Annotated in this window: 16 protein-coding genes; 8 read left to right on the forward strand and 8 right to left on the reverse strand. The window is 69.4% G+C overall.

Annotated elements, in window-relative coordinates:
- Complete coding sequence (locus C1926_RS19500; RefSeq protein ID WP_108760344.1) at nt 1-345, forward strand: YqcC family protein; 345 nt, start codon at nt 1-3, stop codon at nt 343-345.
- A gap of 21 nt (nt 346-366) precedes the next feature.
- Complete coding sequence (fghA, locus tag C1926_RS19505) at nt 367-1,197, forward strand: S-formylglutathione hydrolase (protein ID WP_108760345.1); 831 nt, start codon at nt 367-369, stop codon at nt 1,195-1,197.
- A gap of 195 nt (nt 1,198-1,392) precedes the next feature.
- On the opposite strand, the gene C1926_RS19510 is transcribed toward fghA, so the two are convergent.
- Nucleotides 1,393-2,256 (reverse strand): PA4780 family RIO1-like protein kinase, encoded by an 864-nt coding sequence (locus C1926_RS19510; RefSeq protein ID WP_108760346.1) that lies wholly within the window; start codon nt 2,254-2,256, stop codon nt 1,393-1,395.
- 234 nt (nt 2,257-2,490) lie between these two features.
- Between C1926_RS19510 and C1926_RS19515 the strand changes: the two genes are divergently transcribed.
- Nucleotides 2,491-3,936 carry a GGDEF domain-containing protein gene (locus C1926_RS19515; RefSeq protein ID WP_108760347.1) on the forward strand — a complete coding sequence of 482 codons (1,446 nt, stop codon included), beginning with the start codon at nt 2,491-2,493 and terminating at the stop codon, nt 3,934-3,936.
- Nucleotides 3,937-3,998: 62 nt separating this feature from the next.
- Here C1926_RS19515 and C1926_RS19520 read toward each other — a convergent pair whose 3' ends face one another.
- Nucleotides 3,999-4,340, reverse strand: a complete 342-nt coding sequence (locus tag C1926_RS19520; RefSeq protein ID WP_108760348.1) for a hypothetical protein — start codon at nt 4,338-4,340, stop codon at nt 3,999-4,001.
- 69 nt (nt 4,341-4,409) lie between these two features.
- Nucleotides 4,410-4,850 (reverse strand): universal stress protein, encoded by a 441-nt coding sequence (locus tag C1926_RS19525; RefSeq protein WP_108760349.1) that lies wholly within the window; start codon nt 4,848-4,850, stop codon nt 4,410-4,412.
- Between the two features lie 141 nt (nt 4,851-4,991).
- Here C1926_RS19525 and C1926_RS19530 point away from each other — a divergent pair, with 141 nt between their 5' ends.
- The 4 genes from C1926_RS19530 to C1926_RS19545 all read left to right on the forward strand — a co-directional run bounded on the left by C1926_RS19530 (nt 4,992) and on the right by C1926_RS19545 (nt 10,149).
- On the forward strand, nt 4,992-5,900 hold the full coding sequence (locus C1926_RS19530; RefSeq protein ID WP_108760350.1) for a LysR family transcriptional regulator: 909 nt from the start codon (nt 4,992-4,994) through the stop codon (nt 5,898-5,900).
- 252 nt (nt 5,901-6,152) lie between these two features.
- Nucleotides 6,153-7,667: an MFS transporter gene (locus C1926_RS19535; RefSeq protein ID WP_108760351.1), complete on the forward strand. Its 1,515-nt coding sequence runs from the start codon at nt 6,153-6,155 to the stop codon at nt 7,665-7,667.
- A gap of 26 nt (nt 7,668-7,693) precedes the next feature.
- The gene (locus C1926_RS19540; RefSeq protein WP_108760352.1) at nt 7,694-8,731 is read left to right on the forward strand and encodes an HlyD family secretion protein; all 1,038 of its coding nucleotides are present in this window, start codon (nt 7,694-7,696) and stop codon (nt 8,729-8,731) included.
- Nucleotides 8,728-10,149 (forward strand): efflux transporter outer membrane subunit, encoded by a 1,422-nt coding sequence (locus tag C1926_RS19545; protein WP_108760353.1) that lies wholly within the window; start codon nt 8,728-8,730, stop codon nt 10,147-10,149. Before C1926_RS19540 ends, C1926_RS19545 begins: the two co-directional genes overlap by 4 nt.
- 147 nt (nt 10,150-10,296) lie before the next feature.
- On the opposite strand, the gene C1926_RS19550 is transcribed toward C1926_RS19545, so the two are convergent.
- The 5 genes from C1926_RS19550 to C1926_RS19570 all read right to left on the reverse strand — a co-directional run bounded on the left by C1926_RS19550 (nt 10,297) and on the right by C1926_RS19570 (nt 15,059).
- A complete protein-coding gene (locus tag C1926_RS19550) occupies nt 10,297-10,635 on the reverse strand; it encodes a hypothetical protein (RefSeq protein WP_079223285.1) in 339 nt (112 codons plus the stop codon).
- A gap of 69 nt (nt 10,636-10,704) precedes the next feature.
- Nucleotides 10,705-11,646: a DegV family protein gene (locus tag C1926_RS19555; RefSeq protein WP_079223283.1), complete on the reverse strand. Its 942-nt coding sequence runs from the start codon at nt 11,644-11,646 to the stop codon at nt 10,705-10,707.
- Between the two features lie 92 nt (nt 11,647-11,738).
- Nucleotides 11,739-12,371: a DsbA family protein gene (locus C1926_RS19560; protein ID WP_108760354.1), complete on the reverse strand. Its 633-nt coding sequence runs from the start codon at nt 12,369-12,371 to the stop codon at nt 11,739-11,741.
- A 19-nt stretch (nt 12,372-12,390) separates the two neighbouring features.
- On the reverse strand, nt 12,391-13,653 hold the full coding sequence (locus C1926_RS19565) for an amidohydrolase family protein (RefSeq protein WP_108760355.1): 1,263 nt from the start codon (nt 13,651-13,653) through the stop codon (nt 12,391-12,393).
- Nucleotides 13,653-15,059 (reverse strand): amidohydrolase, encoded by a 1,407-nt coding sequence (locus tag C1926_RS19570; protein ID WP_108747342.1) that lies wholly within the window; start codon nt 15,057-15,059, stop codon nt 13,653-13,655. The genes C1926_RS19565 and C1926_RS19570 overlap by 1 nt, the downstream gene beginning before the upstream one ends.
- 151 nt (nt 15,060-15,210) lie before the next feature.
- On the opposite strand from C1926_RS19570, the gene C1926_RS19575 reads away from it, so the two are divergent.
- Nucleotides 15,211-15,987 carry an AMP nucleosidase gene (locus C1926_RS19575; protein ID WP_079223275.1) on the forward strand — a complete coding sequence of 259 codons (777 nt, stop codon included), beginning with the start codon at nt 15,211-15,213 and terminating at the stop codon, nt 15,985-15,987.
- Nucleotides 15,988-16,016: the final 29 nt, after the last annotated feature.

Genomic DNA, 16,016 nt, shown 5'->3' on the forward strand with positions numbered 1-16,016 from the left:
ATGGGCTGGCTGGACGCCCTGCGCCGGCCGCGTGCGGAAGACCCGCGCGCGGCCCTGGTCGCCCCGATCGAGCAGGCGCTGCGCGCGCTGGGCTGGGTCGAGGGCGAGGTCGGCGCGCCGCGTGCGGTGGATTCGCCGTTCGGCATCGATGAGATGCCGTTCGAGCACTGGCTGGCGCAGGTGTTCCTGCCACGCCTGCACGAGGCGCGCGCCGATGGCCACTGGCCGCCGCGCAGCGACGTGGCGGTGGCGGCCTGGCGCAACCTGGAGGGCCAGCCCGGCGTCGAACCACTGCTGCACCTGCTGTCCCGGCTGGATGCAACGATCAACACAGGCGTGCGCTGACGCGCCGCGCAGGAGAACACCATGGAACGCATCGAACACCGCGCCTGTTTCGGCGGCTGGCAGGACGTCTACCGCCATCACTCGGCCACCCTGGGCTGCGACATGCAGTTCGCGGTGTACCTGCCGCCGCAGGCGGCCACGCAGGCGCTGCCGGTGCTGTACTGGCTGAGCGGCCTGACCTGCACCGAACAGAACGTCATCACCAAGGCGGGTGCGCAGCGCTACGCCGCCGAGCACGGTGTGATCCTGGTGGCGCCGGATACCAGCCCGCGCGGCGATGACGTCGCCGATGCCGAAGGCTACGACCTGGGCAAGGGTGCCGGTTTCTATCTCAACGCCACCGAACAGCCGTGGGCCAAGCACTACCGCATGCACGACTACGTGGTGCACGAACTGCCGGCGCTGATCGAAGCCAACTTCCCGGCCAGCGATGCGCGTGCGATCAGCGGCCATTCGATGGGTGGGCATGGCGCGCTGGTGCTGGCGCTGCGCAACCCGGGCCGCTACCGCAGCGTGTCGGCGTTCTCGCCGATCGTCGCGCCCAGCCAGGTGCCGTGGGGCCAGAAGGCCTTCACCGCGTACCTGGGCGACAACCCGGCCGACTGGGCGCAGTGGGATGCCACCGCGCTGGTGGCCGATGCCAGCGAGCGCCTGCCGCTGCTGGTCGACCAGGGCGATGCGGATGAGTTCCTGCAGAACCAGCTGCAGCCCGAACGCCTGCAGCAGGCCTGCGAGGCCGTCGGCCACCCGCTGACCCTGCGCCTGCAGCCGGGCTATGACCACAGCTATTACTTCATCGCCAGCTTCATCGGCGAGCACATCGCCCACCACGCCCGCGCGCTGAAGGCTTGACCTGTAGAGCCGAGCCTATGCTCGGCTGGCCTTCGGTAGAGTCGAGCTTGCTCGACTGGGCAGCAGAGCAGCCGAGCGTGGGCTCGGCTCTACGGAAGCAGCAGCCGAGCGTAGGCTCGGCTCTACGGAAGCAGCAGCCGAGCGCAGGCTCGGCTCTACGGAATCAGGCGTCCAGCCGCCACGCATGGCGTGGCGCTACCTGTCGTCGTCTTCTTCCGCCGCTTCACGGCCCTGCTGGCGGATCAGGGCTTCCTCGCGCGCATCGTTGATGGCGTGGCGCACGCTGTCCAGGTCGATGGTGGATTCATCGTGCACGAAGGTGCCGGTCAGCTCGCTGTCCGGCAGCAGGTTGCCCGCCTCGAACAGCGCCCACATTTCCTCGCCATACCAGGTGTCCAGCAGTTCGGGGGCGAAACGGCCCAGGTAGGCGGTGAGGTTGTTGACGTCCCGCAGCAGCATGCTGCGCGCGGCATTGTTGCCGCCGGCACTGACCACCTGCGGGAAATCGATCACCACCGGGCCATCGGGACCGACCAGCACGTTGTACGGCGACAGGTCGCCATGGATCAGGCCGCAGCACAGCATGCGCACCACCTGGCGGACCAGGGTCTGGTGGAACTGGCGGGCCTGTTCCGGCTCCAGCACCACCTCGCCCAGGCGGGCGGCGGAGAAGCCGTCGGCATCGGTGACCAGCTCCATCACCAGCACGCCGTGGTAGTAGCCGTACGGCTCGGGCACGCGCACGCCGGCATCGCGCAACTGGTACAGCGCGTCCACCTCGGTGTTCTTCCAGGCCGTTTCCTGCTGCTTGCGGCCGTACTTGCTGGCCTTGCCAACCGCACGTGCCTCGCGGCTGCCGCGCACCTTGCGGCCTTCCTGGTACTGCACGCGCTGCTGGAAGCTGCGCTGGGCCATGTCCTTGTAGACCTTGGCGCAGCGCACCTCGTTGCCGCTGCGTACCACGTACACGGCCGCTTCCTTGCCGCTCTTGAGCGGGCGGAGCACTTCATCGATCACGCCGTCGTCGATCAGCGCACGCAGTCCTTCAGGAGTTTTCACGGGGTCTCGGGGCGGCCGGCGCGGAGGCGCTTGCTGGGATGGGGAGGGATTTTCGCATTTACAGGTCGCGGCTGCCCAGCGGCTTCCCGGGGTGGCCCGCGGCAGTCGCCTGGCATCCGCCCCAGGAGACGGCGGCCACCGTCGCGGATCCGACTTTTCCAAAGCGGATCACGCCGCGGTGGCCGTGTGCTGCGGTATGGTGCGCGCATACGGCCTTGCGGATGGGGGTAGTGCATGCCGGTAGTGCTGGCGCTGCTGTACCTGTTTTGCCACGGGTTGGTCGTGGCGTTCTGGCCTGGGACGGCCGGTGGCGGTTCGTTTGGCTTCCTGACCGCGGCCCCCTTGCTGGCCGCGGCCGCCTGCCTGTGGCGGGCGCAACGTGACCGGGCGGCGCTGGGGTGGCGTGCCACGGCACTGGCCCTGCTGCTCTGGGCCGGCGGCATGGGCTTCAACATGCTCGATGCGCTCAGTGCCGGGCGGGCCAACATCACCCCCAGCGTAAGCCTCCTGCTGTATGTGCTGTATGGCGTGCCGCTGGTGTTCATCCTCGCCCGGGCCCGGCGCGAGCGCTGGACCATCAGCCTCATCGACGGCCTGATGGCCGCCCTGCTGGGTGTGCTGTTCTTCGTGCACACGCAGTCCTTCGCCGACCGCATCGACGTCGACGTGCGCGCGCTGGCCAACATGCAGCACATGTTCGACATCCAGAACCTGTGCATCGCCGCCTTCGCCGTGGTGCGCTGGCTTGCCGGCGATGTGCCGGAGCGGCGGGTGTTCTTCCGTGCGCTGGCCCTGTACGCGCTGGGCTACCTGCTGGTGGCGTTCTACATCAACCATTACACCGCCGAGCAGTCCTTCGGCGCCTATAACGACCTGCTGATCGACATGCCGTTCCTGCTGCTGGCACTGCTTGCACTGCGCCAGGCGCCGGCCCGGGGCGTGGTGCTGCACCCGCGGCTGTCGCGGCTGGTGCAGGCGGGTGGGCCGATGATCCTGCCGTTGCTGCTGCTGGTGGTCGGCACGTTGGTGGTGGACCACGCGCGGCCGCTGGCGCTGGCCGGGTTCGTAGTGGCCACGCTGGGCTTCAGCCTGCGCAGCACCCTGCTGCAGATCGATCTGCTGGAACGCCAGGCCGGGCTGGACCAGCTGGCGCGGCAGGATGGCCTGACCGGCGTTGCCAACCGGCGCCAGTTCGACACGGTGCTGCAGGCCGAGTGGAACCGCGCCCGCCGCAGCGGCACCGAGCTGGCCCTGCTGCTGGTGGATATCGACCACTTCAAGGCGTTCAACGACCAGCACGGCCACCCGGCCGGCGACCGATGCCTGCGTGCCGTGGCGGCCGTGCTGCAGGCCACCGCCGGACGCGCGGCTGACAGCGTGGCGCGCTATGGCGGCGAGGAATTCGCGGTGATCGTGCCGGGCAGTTCGCTGTCCGGCGTACTGGCGCTGGCCGAGCGGCTGCGCCTGGCAGTGGAAGCGCTGAGCCTGCCCGAAGGCCCGGTCAGCATCAGCATCGGCGTGGCTTACCTGCACCCGCCGGCCACGGCCAGCGCCGACCAGCTGCTGGCCGACGCCGATGCCGGGCTGTACGCCGCCAAGCGTGCCGGCCGCAACCAGGTGACCCTGCACGCCCGGGTGCTGGACGATGAGAGTGGCGAAGAAGGCGTGATCGACTGCTGAGGCGTTGCCGGCCTGGCGGTCAGCACAGGCCCGGCGACGACGCCGGGTCCGTGCGTGGCGTGTCAGTCGGCAGTGACGTCGACAATCTTGACGTCGTTTGCATCCTGCGCCAGCGCGATGATCTCCGCGGCGGTCATGCCGCTCACATCGTCCTTGATCGGCACGATGGACGGATCCGGTCTGCCGACGAGATCGTAAGCGCTATTCACGCCGCGCATGTTGAGCTTGAGCATCGCGACGGCCAGCTCCGCCTGCTCGGCAGCAGGCAGGGCATCGATCATGGATGCGAAGCTGCTGGTGGCCGCTTCATCACTGCTCGCGTCGATGCGCGGCACTTCCTTGGCGATGGCGCTGCCGGCACACATTGCCAGCAGCAGGCCGGTACACATCAGGGTCTTGCGCATGACAGATCCTTGTCTCGGTTGATTGGATCACAATAGCGACCCGGCCCCGTGCGGGCAACGAGCGCGATGTCAGCCGCCGCGCGTTTCCACCAGCACCGGGCACGGCGCGTGGTCCAGTGTCCACTGCGCCACCGAGCTGTCGAGCAGCCGCTGCAGCCGCGACAGGTGGCGATGGCCGATCACGATCAGGTCGGCACCCAAGTCGCGCGCCTGGGTGCTGATCACTTCGCCCGGATCGCCCGCCGGCAGCAGCGGGCGGGCATCGATGCCGCGCTCGCGCAGCTGTGCGATGGCGTCCTGCAGCAGGCCCTCGGCCTTTGCCTGCTGGCGCGCCGCGGCGGGGTATTCGCGGCGATCGGCGTCGCCGGCATCGGCGGGCAGGGCAAACTCCGGGTCGATCACGCAGAGCAGGTGGATGCGGCTGCGCGGCCCGGCAACGTGGGTGACCAGGTCCAGCAGGGCGTCGTGCTGGGGGCCGCCATCGAGGGCGACCAGCAGGGTGGTGAACATGGGGAGGCTCCTTGGCAGGCGGTGATGGTCGCCCATGCCGCGCCGCGCACCCATGCCGTGCGGCGCAGGCAATACCTGCACGGGATGCAATCGACTTTGGCCAAGGGTGTCGTAGAGTCATTCCATCTGCTGGAGACTGCCATGCCCTTGCCTGACCTGAACCTGCTGCTCGCCCTGGATGTCCTGCTGGACGAAGGCAGCGTCGCCGGTGCGGCACGCCGGATGAACCTCAGCGCCCCGGCCATGAGCCGTACCCTCGGGCGGATCCGCGAGGCGCTGGGCGATCCGGTGCTGGTTCGGGCCGGCCGCGGGCTGGCGCCGACCCCGCGCGCGCTGGAGCTGCGCGAGCAGGTGCGTGATGTGATCGAGCAGGCGCACCGGGTGTTCCATGATGGCCGCGAAGTGGACATCCAGACCCTGGAGCACACCTTCAGCATCCGCGCCAACGATGTGTTCATCGGCAGCTACGGCGGTCGCCTGCGCGAGGTGTTCCGCCAGCAGGCGCCACGCTGCACGCTGCGCTTCATGCCTGAAGGCGATACCGACGATGATGCGATGGTGCAGGGCCGGATCGACCTGTTCATCAGCACCGCCGGCAAGCATGCACCGGAGACCAAGGTGCAGAACCTGTTCACCACGGCGCTGCTGGGCGCGGCCCGCGAGGATCATCCGTTGTTCGAAGGGGACATCACCGCCGAGCGTTTCGCCGCCTGCGACCACATCGCCGTCTCGCGGCGCGGCATCGCCCATGGTCCGATCGATGATGAGCTGGCGCAGATGGGCCTGGCGCGACGGGTGGCGATGGTGATCCCCACCTTCCATGGCGCGATCTTCGCAGCGGCCGCGTCGGACCTGGTGCTGCCGCAGATGCCGAGCGTCATGCTCGACCGCATCGCTTACATGGGGCTGCCGCTGCGCATGTTCCCGCTGCCGGTATCGGTGCGCACGGTTGCCCTGGTGCAGGCCTGGCACCCGCGCATGGACAACGACCCGGCACACCGCTGGCTGCGCCGCGCGATCAAGGCGATGTGCGACGCTGACGCCGTGTAGAGTCGAGCTTGCTCGACTGCATCAGAGGATGTGCCGACCAACGGTCGGCACCCACCAGAAGCCTGTGCCGACCAACGGTCGGCACCTACCAGAATCGACATCCGCCCGGATACGTGCGTCCCACGCACGGGTGGCATCGCACCCACGCCATTTTTCGCAGCAGTGGGCCTGCCTAGACTGCGCTCCCCACCGTCACCGAGCGCACGCCATGTCGCTTCACCTGCCGTGCGCTGCACGGATCGGCCGGCACCGATGAGCGCGGTCGCCTTGCCCCGGGCCCCCGCCGCGCCATCTGGCTCCGCCTTCGACCGCCGCATCGTGGTGGGCCTGTGCGGCGTGCTGCTGGTCGTGCTGGTGTCGGGTTTCAACGAGAACATCACCAAGGTCGCGCTGGCCGACATCCGCGGCGCGATGGGCTTCAGCGTCGATGACGGCAGCTGGATCATCAGCGTGTACAGCGCGATGTCGGTCAGTGCGATGGCATTCGCGCCGTGGTGCGCGGTGACGTTCTCGCTGCGCCGCTTCGCCCTGGTGATGATTGCCGCCTTCATGCTGCTGGGCGTGCTGTGCCCGCTGGCACCGGACCTGCCCACCTTCCTGCTGCTGCGCGCGCTGCAGGGCCTGGCCGGTGGCGCGCTGCCGCCGCTGCTGATGAGCGTGGCGCTGCGCTTCCTGCCACCTGGCATCAAGCTGTACGGCCTGGCCGGCTATGCACTGACCGCCACCTTCGGGCCAAGCATGGGCACGCCGCTGGCCGCGCTGTGGGTCGAGCACGCGGGCTGGCAGTTCGCGTTCTGGCAGATCGTGCCGTTCTGCGTGGCTGGCATGGCGATGGTCGGCTGGGGCCTGCCGCAGGACCCACTGCGGCTGGAGCGCTTTGCCCAGTTCAACGGCGTGGGCCTGGCCCTGGGGCTGCCCGCGCTGGTCATGCTGGTGCTGGGCCTGACCCAGGGCGCGCGCCTGAACTGGTTCGATTCGCCGTTGATCACGGTGATGCTGGGCGGCGGCAGCGGCCTGCTGGTGCTGTTCCTCATCAACGAATGGTTCCACCCGCTGCCGTTCTTCAAGCTGCAGCTGCTGGCCCACCGCAACCTCAGCTACGCGCTGGTGACCTGCGTGGGCGTGCTGTTCGTGCTGCTGGCCGTCATTTCCATTCCCTCCGGCTACCTGGCCAGCGTGCAGGGTTACCGCCCGCTGCAGACCGCACCGATGCTGCTGTGGGTGGCGCTGCCGCAGGTCATCGCGCTGCCGCTGGTGGCCACCCTGATGAACCAGCGTGCGGTGGATTGCCGCTGGGTGCAGGCGGCAGGGCTGTTGCTGCTGGCCGCGGCCTGCTTCCTCGGCGCGCACCTGGACGTGCAGTGGAACCGCGACAACTTCCTGTGGGTGCAGCTGCTGCAGGTGGTTGCACAGCCGATGGCGGTGCTGCCGTTGCTGCTGCTGGCGACCACCGGCCTGGCACCGCAGGACGGTCCGTTCGCCTCGGCCTGGTTCAACACCGTCAAGGGTTTTTCCGCGGTGTTCGCCGGCGGCGTGCTCGATGCGGTCGGGCAGTCGCGGCGCCACCTGCATTCCACCGCGCTGGTGGACCACCTGGGCAACCAGCCGTGGTTGCCGGCCAGCGCCGATCTGCCCGCGCGGCTGCACGCCCAGGTACAGGCGCTGACCTCGGCCGACCTGTACTGGCTGGTGGCGCTGGTGGCCCTGGGCTGCCTGCCGCTGCTGCCGTGGGCGACCCGCGTCCATCCGCCACGTGCCGTGGCCTGACCCCCACTTTTCAAGGACTCCCCCGCATGAGCCTCAACAGGACAACCCTCAATACCGGCCTTGCGCTGGGCGTGCTGGCGCTGGCCCTCGGCGGCTGGCTGCTGCTGCGCGACGGGCGCTACCAGCGCACCGACAACGCCTACGTCAATGCTGATTTCACCGTGGTCGCACCGAAGGTGGCCGGCTTCGTCAGCAGCGTCGAGGTGCAGGACAACCAGAAAGTAAAAGCAGGTGATGTGCTGGCCCGCATCGATGACCGCGACTACCAGGTGGCACTGCAGGCGGCGCGTGCCGACCTGGCCAATGCGCGCGCGCAGCTGGCCAATGCGCAGGCCGCGCTGGCACAGCAGGGCTCGCTGATCGAACAGGCCCGCGCCAGCGTCGATGTCAGCCGTTCCGAGCTGACCCTGGCCAGCGCCGACCAGCAGCGCTACCGCGAACTCGCCCGCGATGGCGCCGGTACGGTGCAGAACGCGCAGCAGGCGCAGTCGAAGCAGGCCGTGGCCAGCGCGCACCTGCAGCAGGGCCAGGCCGCACTGAGCACCGCACGCCAGCGCACCGGCATCCTCGCTGCTGGCGTGCAGTCGGCGCAGGCTGCCGTGCAGCGCGCCGAAGCGGCGCAGGCGCGGGCGGAACTGGATCTTTCGCATACCGAACTGCGTGCACCCATCGACGGGGTGGTCGGGCGCCGCGCGGTACGCGTCGGTGCCTACTTGACGCCGGGCACGGCGGTGGCGGCCGTGGTGCCGCTGCAGCGTGCCTTCGTGGTCGCCAATTTCCAGGAAACGCAGATGACCCGCATGCACGCCGGCCAGCCGGTGGAGCTGACGGTGGACGTGTTCCCCGGCACCCGCCTGCACGGCCACATCGACAGCATCGCCCCGGCCACGGGCGTGACCTTCGCCGCCGTCGCGCCGGAGAACGCCACCGGCAACTTCACCAAGGTGGTGCAGCGCATCCCAGTGAAGATCGTGCTGGAACCGGGCCAGCCGCTGCTGGAGCAGCTGCGCGCCGGCATGTCGGTGGAAGCGCGCGTGGACCTGCAGGGCGGGGAGGGCGCATGAGCACGCGTTGCGCAATGAAGACGCTTGCCAGTGCGGTCCTGTGCCTGGCCGTGGCGGCCTGCACGATGGGGCCGGACTTCGTGCGGCCGCAGGCCGGGCTGCCGGCGCAGTGGCAGGGCGAGGCCGTGACCGTGACCACAACGCCTCTCGACGACGATGCAGCCTGGTGGGCCGGTTTCCATGATCCGCTGCTGGGCCAGCTTGCCGGACAGGTGCTGCAGTCCAACCTGGACCTGCAGCTGGCCGCCAACCGGGTGCAGCAGAGCCGCGCGGCGCGTGGCATCAGCGCGGCCGACCGGCTGCCCTCGGTGGCGGCCAGCGCCAGCGGTGTGCGCGCACGCAACAGCGAGGTCGGCCTGAGCGATCCCTCCGGCAATGCGGGCCGCGAGGACTTCGGCCTGTTCCAGGCCGGCATCGGCCTGAGCTGGGAGCTGGACCTGTGGGGCCGCGTGCGCCGCCAGGTGGAAGCGGCCGACGCCCGCGTGCAGATGGCCGAGGAGGACGCGCATGCGGTGCGCATCGCGCTGCTGGCCGAAACCGCGCGCTCCTACCTGCAGCTGCGTGCGACCGCGCAGCTGCTGGCGATCACCGAGGACAACCTGCGCATCGCCGCCGACATCCAGCGCCTGACCGAGGCGCGCCAGCGCCAGGGCGTGGCCAGCACGCTGCAGGTCTCGAGCGCCGCGGCGCAGGTGGCCGCGCTGCAGGCGCGCATCGCCCCGCTGCGGCACCGCCAGTCGCAGCTGCGCAATGCACTGGCCTTCCTGCTGGCCAGGCCACCGCAGGCAGTGGATGCGCAGCTGCAGGACGTGCGTGCCGACTGGCCGGTGCTGCCGCCGGTGGCGGTGGGGCTGCCCAGCGAACTGGCCGAACGCCGACCGGACATCCGCCGCGCCGAAGCAGCGCTGCATGCGGCCACCGCGAACATCGGCGTGGCCAAGGCCAGCTTCCTGCCGCGCATCACCTTGAATGGCGATGCCGGATTCCAGGCAAAGCAGCTGGATGACCTGGACGGCTGGGATGCACACCGTTTCAGCATCGGGCCGTCGATCAGCCTGCCGATCTTCCAGGGCGGGCGCCTGAAGGCCAACCTGGCGCTGAGCCGCCTGCAACAGCAGCAGTCGGCGCTGCAGTTCCAGCGCACGGTGCTGCAGGCCTGGCATGAAGTGGACGATGCCATCGACGGCTACGCGGCCGAGCAGCAGCGCACGACAGAGCTGCAGGTGGCGGTGACGCAGAGCGAATCCGCCCTGGGCGCGGCGCGCCGGCAATACCAGGCCGGCGTGGTGGACATGCTGGATGTGCTGAGTACCCAGCGCATCGCGCTGGACAACCAGGCCGCGCTGGCCAACAGCCAGGCCACGGCGGCCATCGCCCGGGTGGAGCTGTACCGCGCGCTGGGCGGTGGCTGGCAATGACATGGAAACGCCGGGCATGGCCCGGCGCTACCCATCAAGGCGGTAGCGCCGGGCCATGCCCGGCGGCTCGGTAGTGCCGGCCGCTGGCCGGCATCTCGGTGGATGCCGCGGTTGCCGGCCAGCGGCCGGCACTACCAGAACGTGGCCTCAGCGCACGTCGCGCAGTTCCCAGTGGTGGCCGGCCAGCAGGCGCAGGCGCTGCTTGAACACGTCGCTGTCGATGCGGGTGGTGGCCACCAGATTGATGCGCAGGTCCTTCTGCTCGCCGGTGACGGTGGCGTCCGGGTCGGTCACGCCCCACTGCGGTTCCACCGCATCCGGGTCGGGCTGCTTGGCCTTCCAGCGTTCGAACAGGGTGCCGCTGCGCAGGGCGTCCTGCAGCTCCTCGGCGAAACCGCCGGCGCTCTGCGAATGGAAGGACAGGTCAGGGTCGTTGCCGCGGGCCTTGGACGGGTCGGGCAGGCTGATGTGGTACTGCGCAGGCATGGTTCGTCTCCTTGAGGTGCGGCAAGGCTGGCACAGCCGCAGTGCAATGCTTGTGTACGCCACAACGGCTTATTCGAAGCGATGCGGCCCGTCGGCAAAGCCCACCGTCACCGCGCCCTTGCCGACGTTGACCATGCCGGTCAGGCTCATCACCGATTCGTACACGGCCACCGCGTGGCTGGCGCAGACCTCCTTCATCTGCGCATAGCCGGGCAGGGCCCGCAGTTCCTCCAGCTCGCCGCCGTAGCTGACGCAGACGGTGGGGGTCATCAACCCGCTGCGCACGCGCTGGCTGACCACGCCGAACAGCTTCTGCACGGCGTTGTCGAAGCCCTTGATCTTGGCCACCGGGCCGGTCTCGCCACGGTAGCCGTGCAGCACCGGCTTGATGTCCAGCGCACTGCCCAGCGCCGCGCTGAGCAGGCCGACGCTGCGGTCGCCCTTGTGGCGGGCGCGGGCGCGCATGTAATACAGGTCGCGGGTGACCATGTAGCCGTGCACGTTGCCGGACAGTTCTTCCAGCCGCTCGCGGATCTGCTGCACGCTGGCGCCACTGTCGCGCAGGCGCACGGCTTCCACTGCGGTGACCGCCTGGGCGGCGAACAGATTCTGGGTATCCAGCACGCGCAGCGCGAACGGCGAGTTGTAGCCCGCTGCCTGGCGCACCGGCTTGTAGTCGTTGAGGATGGCGAAGCTGGCCTGCAGCGCGTTGTCGTGGATCGGACTGCGCGTCTTGGTGATGGTCATGCAGAACACGTGGTCGTAATCGATCACCAGCTGCTGCAGGAACAGATCGCGGATCTGGTTGACGCTGAAGGGGATGGTTTCGGCTTCGGCGCCATGCTCGGCCACGTGGGCGTGCAGGAAGCTGAGGGTGGCCTGCTCGTCACGGTGGTCGGCCAGCACCGCTTCGCCGATCCGCACGGTGATCGGCAGCAGCACGATGTTGTGCTCGGCAATGAAATCCTGCGGCAGGTCGCAGGCCGAATCGACGACGATTCCGATGCGCATCCGGCTCCCCCTCCAGGGCGGTTGTAGGTTCGGAATGTGAAAGCTATCGCAATTTTATCCGGGGCGCGCGAGGGAATCACGCCACGTCCTGTTCAGCGACTGCGCTGCGCCGCCACTGGAAGCGTTATCACGGCCTGCCAGTCCGGGCGCTGCAGCAGGCCGGGGTCGGCCAGCACGGCGGCCATCATCGGGTGGGCATCGTTGCCCCAGAACAGTTCCCCATCGATGGACAGGGTCGGTACGCCGAAAATGCCACCGTCGATGGCCGCTTCGGTATTGCGGCGCAGCTGCTCCTTCACCGCAGGCTCGGCGCAGGCCGCCTGCACGTCGCTGATGCCCAGCCGCGCCGCCGGAATGCGCAGCATCTCGGCACTGTCGCCGGCGTTGCCATCGCGCCAGATCCAGTCGAACAGCACGTCCACCGCCTGGGGGCTGGCACCGGCGGCCAGGCACAGGCGCAGCGCGGCCAGCGGGTTGAACGGATGGGCGGGCGGGAAGCGCAGCGGCGTTCCTTCGGCCTGTGCGGTCCACAGCAGCTGCCGGTAGATGAAACGGCGCTTGGCCGGAATCTCGGCCGGGCCCAGGTTGCCCAGGTGGTGCAGCACCGCACCGAAGGCGATCGGCACCGGCTGGATGGCCGCGAACTGCGGCAGCTGCTTGACCTTCTGCCAGTGCAGGTAGGAATAGGGCGAGACGAAATCGAAATACCAGCGCAGGGTCGGCATCGGCGGATTCCTCGGGCGGTCAGGGGTGCGCGTTGTGCTGCAGGTAACGGTCACGCAGTTCGGTCTGGCGCGAGCGCATCGGCATGGCGCGTCCGCCCAGCCAGACCTGTTCGGCATAGTGCGCCACATCCAGCGGGTCGCCTTCCCACAGCACCAGGTCGGCGCGCTTGCCCGGTTCGATGGTGCCGATCTGGTCGGCCACGCCCAGCACCTGGGCGGGCACCCGGGTCAGGCCGGCCAGGCCATCGGCCCACGGCAGGCCATTGGCCACCGCGTTGCCGGCCAGCTGGCGCATCTTGCGCGCGTTGTGCGAGGCATCGTCGCGCTGGGCGAAGCTGACCGGCACGCCCGCACGCTGCAGGCGCGCGGCGTTTTCCAGGGTGGCGCCGATCTGGTCGAAGCTGGTGGGCAGGTTGCCCAGTGCATCGACGAACACCGGTACCTGCGCGGCCGCCAGGTCCGCCGCCATCTGCCAGGCCTCGGCGCCACCGGCGATGGCGATCTTCACCTTCTCGCGCGCGGCCCAGCGCAGCAGCTGGCGGATGTCGGCGGCACGGTCCACTTCCACCACGATGCGGCCCTGGCCGGCGAGGTAGCGGGCCAGGGTGCGGCGGCCCGCGGGCGTCAGCAGGGCATGCGGCGAATCGGCGGCGACCTGGCCGCGCGCTTCGTCCACCATCTGCTGCAGCAGCATCCACTGCGCCGCACGCGACTGTCCGGTCAGTTCCGAAGCGGCCGCGCCCAGGCGCAGGAACAGCGCACGCGGTCCGATCGGGTCGGCACTGCCATCCAGGCGCATCACCCCGCCCTGGCCGGCCACGAAGCCGCCGCCGGTGGCGGCCCCCAGCGCGGTGAAGCCGATGCCGTCCAGGCGCGCCACGGGAATCAGCACCGACGCCGGGTTGTAGGCGAGGGTGACGTCGAATTCCGGTCGCAGCGGCTGCTCGCCCAGCTTCAGCGTGCTGTCCACGGTGCTCGATTCACCGGAGACCTCCTCGATGCCGATCTCGGTGATGCCGCCGAACAGCGCCGGAGTGAGCGGGCGGCCGTTGGCCTCAACCACCGCCACGCCGGCCGGAGCGGCCAGGCCGGGGCCGACGGCACGGACCAGGCCGCCCTGCACCAGCACATCGGTGTTCTGCAGGCTGCCGCGCGCGCTGGCGGTGTGCACCGTGGCATTGCGCACCAGCAGGTCCTGCGCCGATGCAGTGCCAGCGATACCTGCCAGCACCATGACGGTAGCGCCGAGCCATGCTCGGCGGCTGTTGTTCAACACGCCCATCAGCGCACCTCCTGGCCAAGCTGGAAATCCGAGCGCGGCAGCGATTCCGGCGCGGTGCGGTCGTACAGGCGGCGGCCATCGACGAACACCTGTTCGGCCAGCGCATACGAACTGAAGGGATTGCCGTTCCACACCACCACGTCGGCCATCTTGCCGGCCTCCAGGGTGCCGGTCTGGCCTTCGATGCCCAGCGCCTTGGCGGCGTTGGCGGTCATCCAGGTGATCGCATGTTCCGGGGCGATGTCCGGCATGCGCGCGCGGCGCGCCGCCGCCATCACCTTGGCGGCCTCCTGGTTGAGGCGCTGGATGCCCTCGGGCGAGTCGGAATGGACGATGGCGCAGCTGTTCTTCGGCCGGTCCACCAGCGCGATGTTCTCGGCGATACCGTCGAAGGCTTCCATCTTGAAGCCCCACCAGTCGGCCCAGAGCGCGCCGCAGACGCCGTCGGCAGCCAGCCGGTCGGCCAGCTTGTAGGCTTCCACGCCGTGGTGGAAGGCGGCCACCTTGAAGCCGAATTCCTTGGCCAGGTCGAGCATGGTGGCCATCTCGTCGGCGCGGTAGCAGTGGATGTGCACGCGGATGTCGCCCTGGATGGCGCCGGCCAGCGTGTCCAGCTTGAGGTCGCGCTTGCCGCCGGCATCACCGGCGCTGTCACCCTTGTCGCTGCCGAACCAGCCCTTGCGCTTGGCCGGCTTGGGGCTGTTCTTGGCGATGTAGTCGGCCGCGTCGATGAAGGCGGCGCGGTAACCGGCCACGTTGCCCATGCGGGTGGCCGGGGCGGTGCCCTTGCCGCCATAGACGCGCTTGGGGTTCTCGCCGCAGGCCATCTTCAGGCCCCAGGGCGCACCAGGGAATTTCATCGCCTGGTAGGTGGTGGCCGGCACGTTCTTCAGCACCACGCCGCGGCCACCGACCAGGTTGGCCGAACCGGGCAGCACCTGCATGCTGGTCACGCCGCCGGCCAGTGCGGCGGTGAAGCCCGGATCCTGCGGCCACACCGAGTGCTCGGCCCAGACGTTGGCGGTGACCGGGGCGGTCATCTCGTTGCCGTCACTGTGGGCGCTGACCCCCGGGCTGGGGTACACGCCCAGGTGCGAATGCACGTCGATCAGGCCGGGGGTGACCCACTTGCCCTGCGCATCGATGCGGGCGATGCCGGCATCGGCCTGCAGCTGCGGGCCGACGGCGACGATGCGGCCGTCGCGCAGCAGTACGTCGGCGTGCTCCAGGCGCTGGCCGGTGCCGGTCAGCACGGTGGCGTTCTGGATCAGCACCGGGCCATCGGGATGGGCCTGGTAGGTGCTGGGGTAGGGGTCGGCGACGAAGCGCGAGGCGCCCACCGCGGGGGCGGTGCCCAGTGAGGCCAGTGCCAGGCCCAGCCCGGCGCGCAACAGCGTGGATGGCATGCAGATTCCCCTGGCAGGCACGTGAATCCGCCGACGCTATCCGGCGCCGGGGGCGCTTGCCAAGTGACCTTGGGCACCCCGCAGGCGGCCCCAGGTGTAGGGCGGCAGGCACGCGCCTACAATGGCACCCCCACGCCGTACCGGATGCGCCATGAAGAGCAAGCAGGAAATCGTCGACAACTGGCTGCCACGCTATACCGGCGTGCCCCTGGACCAGTTCGGCCAGCACATCCTGCTGACCAACTTCGGCGGCTACCTGCACACCTTCGCCGAGCTGACCGGGGCGCCCATCGTCGGCCTGGACCGGCCGATGGCCAGTGCCACCTTCGACGACATCACCATGATCAACTTCGGCATGGGCAGCCCCAATGCCGCGATCATCATGGACCTGCTGTCGGCGGTGATGCCCAAGGCGGTGCTGTTCCTGGGCAAGTGCGGTGGGCTCAAGCGCAAGAACCAGCTGGGCGACCTGGTGCTGCCGATCGCCGCCATCCGTGGCGAGGGCACCTCCGGCGACTACCTGCCGCCGGAAGTCCCGGCGCTGCCGGCATTCGCCCTGCAGCGGGCGGTGTCCACGATGATCCGCGACCTGGGCCACGACTACTGGACCGGCACGGTGTACACCACCAACCGCCGGGTCTGGGAGCATGACGAGGCCTTCAAGGAGCGGCTGCGGGCAATGCGCTGCATGGCCATCGACATGGAAACGGCCACGGTGTTCGCCGCCGGCTTCGCCAACCACATCCCCAGCGGCGCCCTGCTGCTGGTGTCCGACCAGCCGATGATCCCCGACGGGGTCAAGACCGAGGCCTCCGATGCCAAGGTCAGCTCCCAGTTCGTGGAAAACCATATCCAGATCGGCATCGAGGCGCTTAAGCTTATCCGGCGCAACGGCAAGTCGGTCCGCCACCTGCGCTTTGACGAATGATGATGACGGCCTGGCGCGGCGCGCCGGCC

The organism is Stenotrophomonas sp. ZAC14A_NAIMI4_1 (assembly GCF_003086915.1).
Lineage (GTDB): Bacteria > Pseudomonadota > Gammaproteobacteria > Xanthomonadales > Xanthomonadaceae > Stenotrophomonas.

Coding starts and splice junctions, on each gene's coding strand:
- C1926_RS19500 (WP_108760344.1), top strand. CDS start 1: ATGGGCTGGCTGGACGCCCTGCGCCGGCCGCGTGCGGAAGACCCGCGC.
- fghA (WP_108760345.1), top strand. CDS start 367: ATGGAACGCATCGAACACCGCGCCTGTTTCGGCGGCTGGCAGGACGTC.
- C1926_RS19515 (WP_108760347.1), top strand. CDS start 2,491: ATGCCGGTAGTGCTGGCGCTGCTGTACCTGTTTTGCCACGGGTTGGTC.
- C1926_RS19520 (WP_108760348.1), bottom strand. CDS start 4,340: ATGCGCAAGACCCTGATGTGTACCGGCCTGCTGCTGGCAATGTGTGCC.
- C1926_RS19525 (WP_108760349.1), bottom strand. CDS start 4,850: ATGTTCACCACCCTGCTGGTCGCCCTCGATGGCGGCCCCCAGCACGAC.
- C1926_RS19530 (WP_108760350.1), top strand. CDS start 4,992: ATGCCCTTGCCTGACCTGAACCTGCTGCTCGCCCTGGATGTCCTGCTG.
- C1926_RS19535 (WP_108760351.1), top strand. CDS start 6,153: ATGAGCGCGGTCGCCTTGCCCCGGGCCCCCGCCGCGCCATCTGGCTCC.
- C1926_RS19540 (WP_108760352.1), top strand. CDS start 7,694: ATGAGCCTCAACAGGACAACCCTCAATACCGGCCTTGCGCTGGGCGTG.
- C1926_RS19545 (WP_108760353.1), top strand. CDS start 8,728: ATGAGCACGCGTTGCGCAATGAAGACGCTTGCCAGTGCGGTCCTGTGC.
- C1926_RS19550 (WP_079223285.1), bottom strand. CDS start 10,635: ATGCCTGCGCAGTACCACATCAGCCTGCCCGACCCGTCCAAGGCCCGC.
- C1926_RS19555 (WP_079223283.1), bottom strand. CDS start 11,646: ATGCGCATCGGAATCGTCGTCGATTCGGCCTGCGACCTGCCGCAGGAT.
- C1926_RS19560 (WP_108760354.1), bottom strand. CDS start 12,371: ATGCCGACCCTGCGCTGGTATTTCGATTTCGTCTCGCCCTATTCCTAC.
- C1926_RS19565 (WP_108760355.1), bottom strand. CDS start 13,653: ATGGGCGTGTTGAACAACAGCCGCCGAGCATGGCTCGGCGCTACCGTC.
- C1926_RS19570 (WP_108747342.1), bottom strand. CDS start 15,059: ATGCCATCCACGCTGTTGCGCGCCGGGCTGGGCCTGGCACTGGCCTCA.
- C1926_RS19575 (WP_079223275.1), top strand. CDS start 15,211: ATGAAGAGCAAGCAGGAAATCGTCGACAACTGGCTGCCACGCTATACC.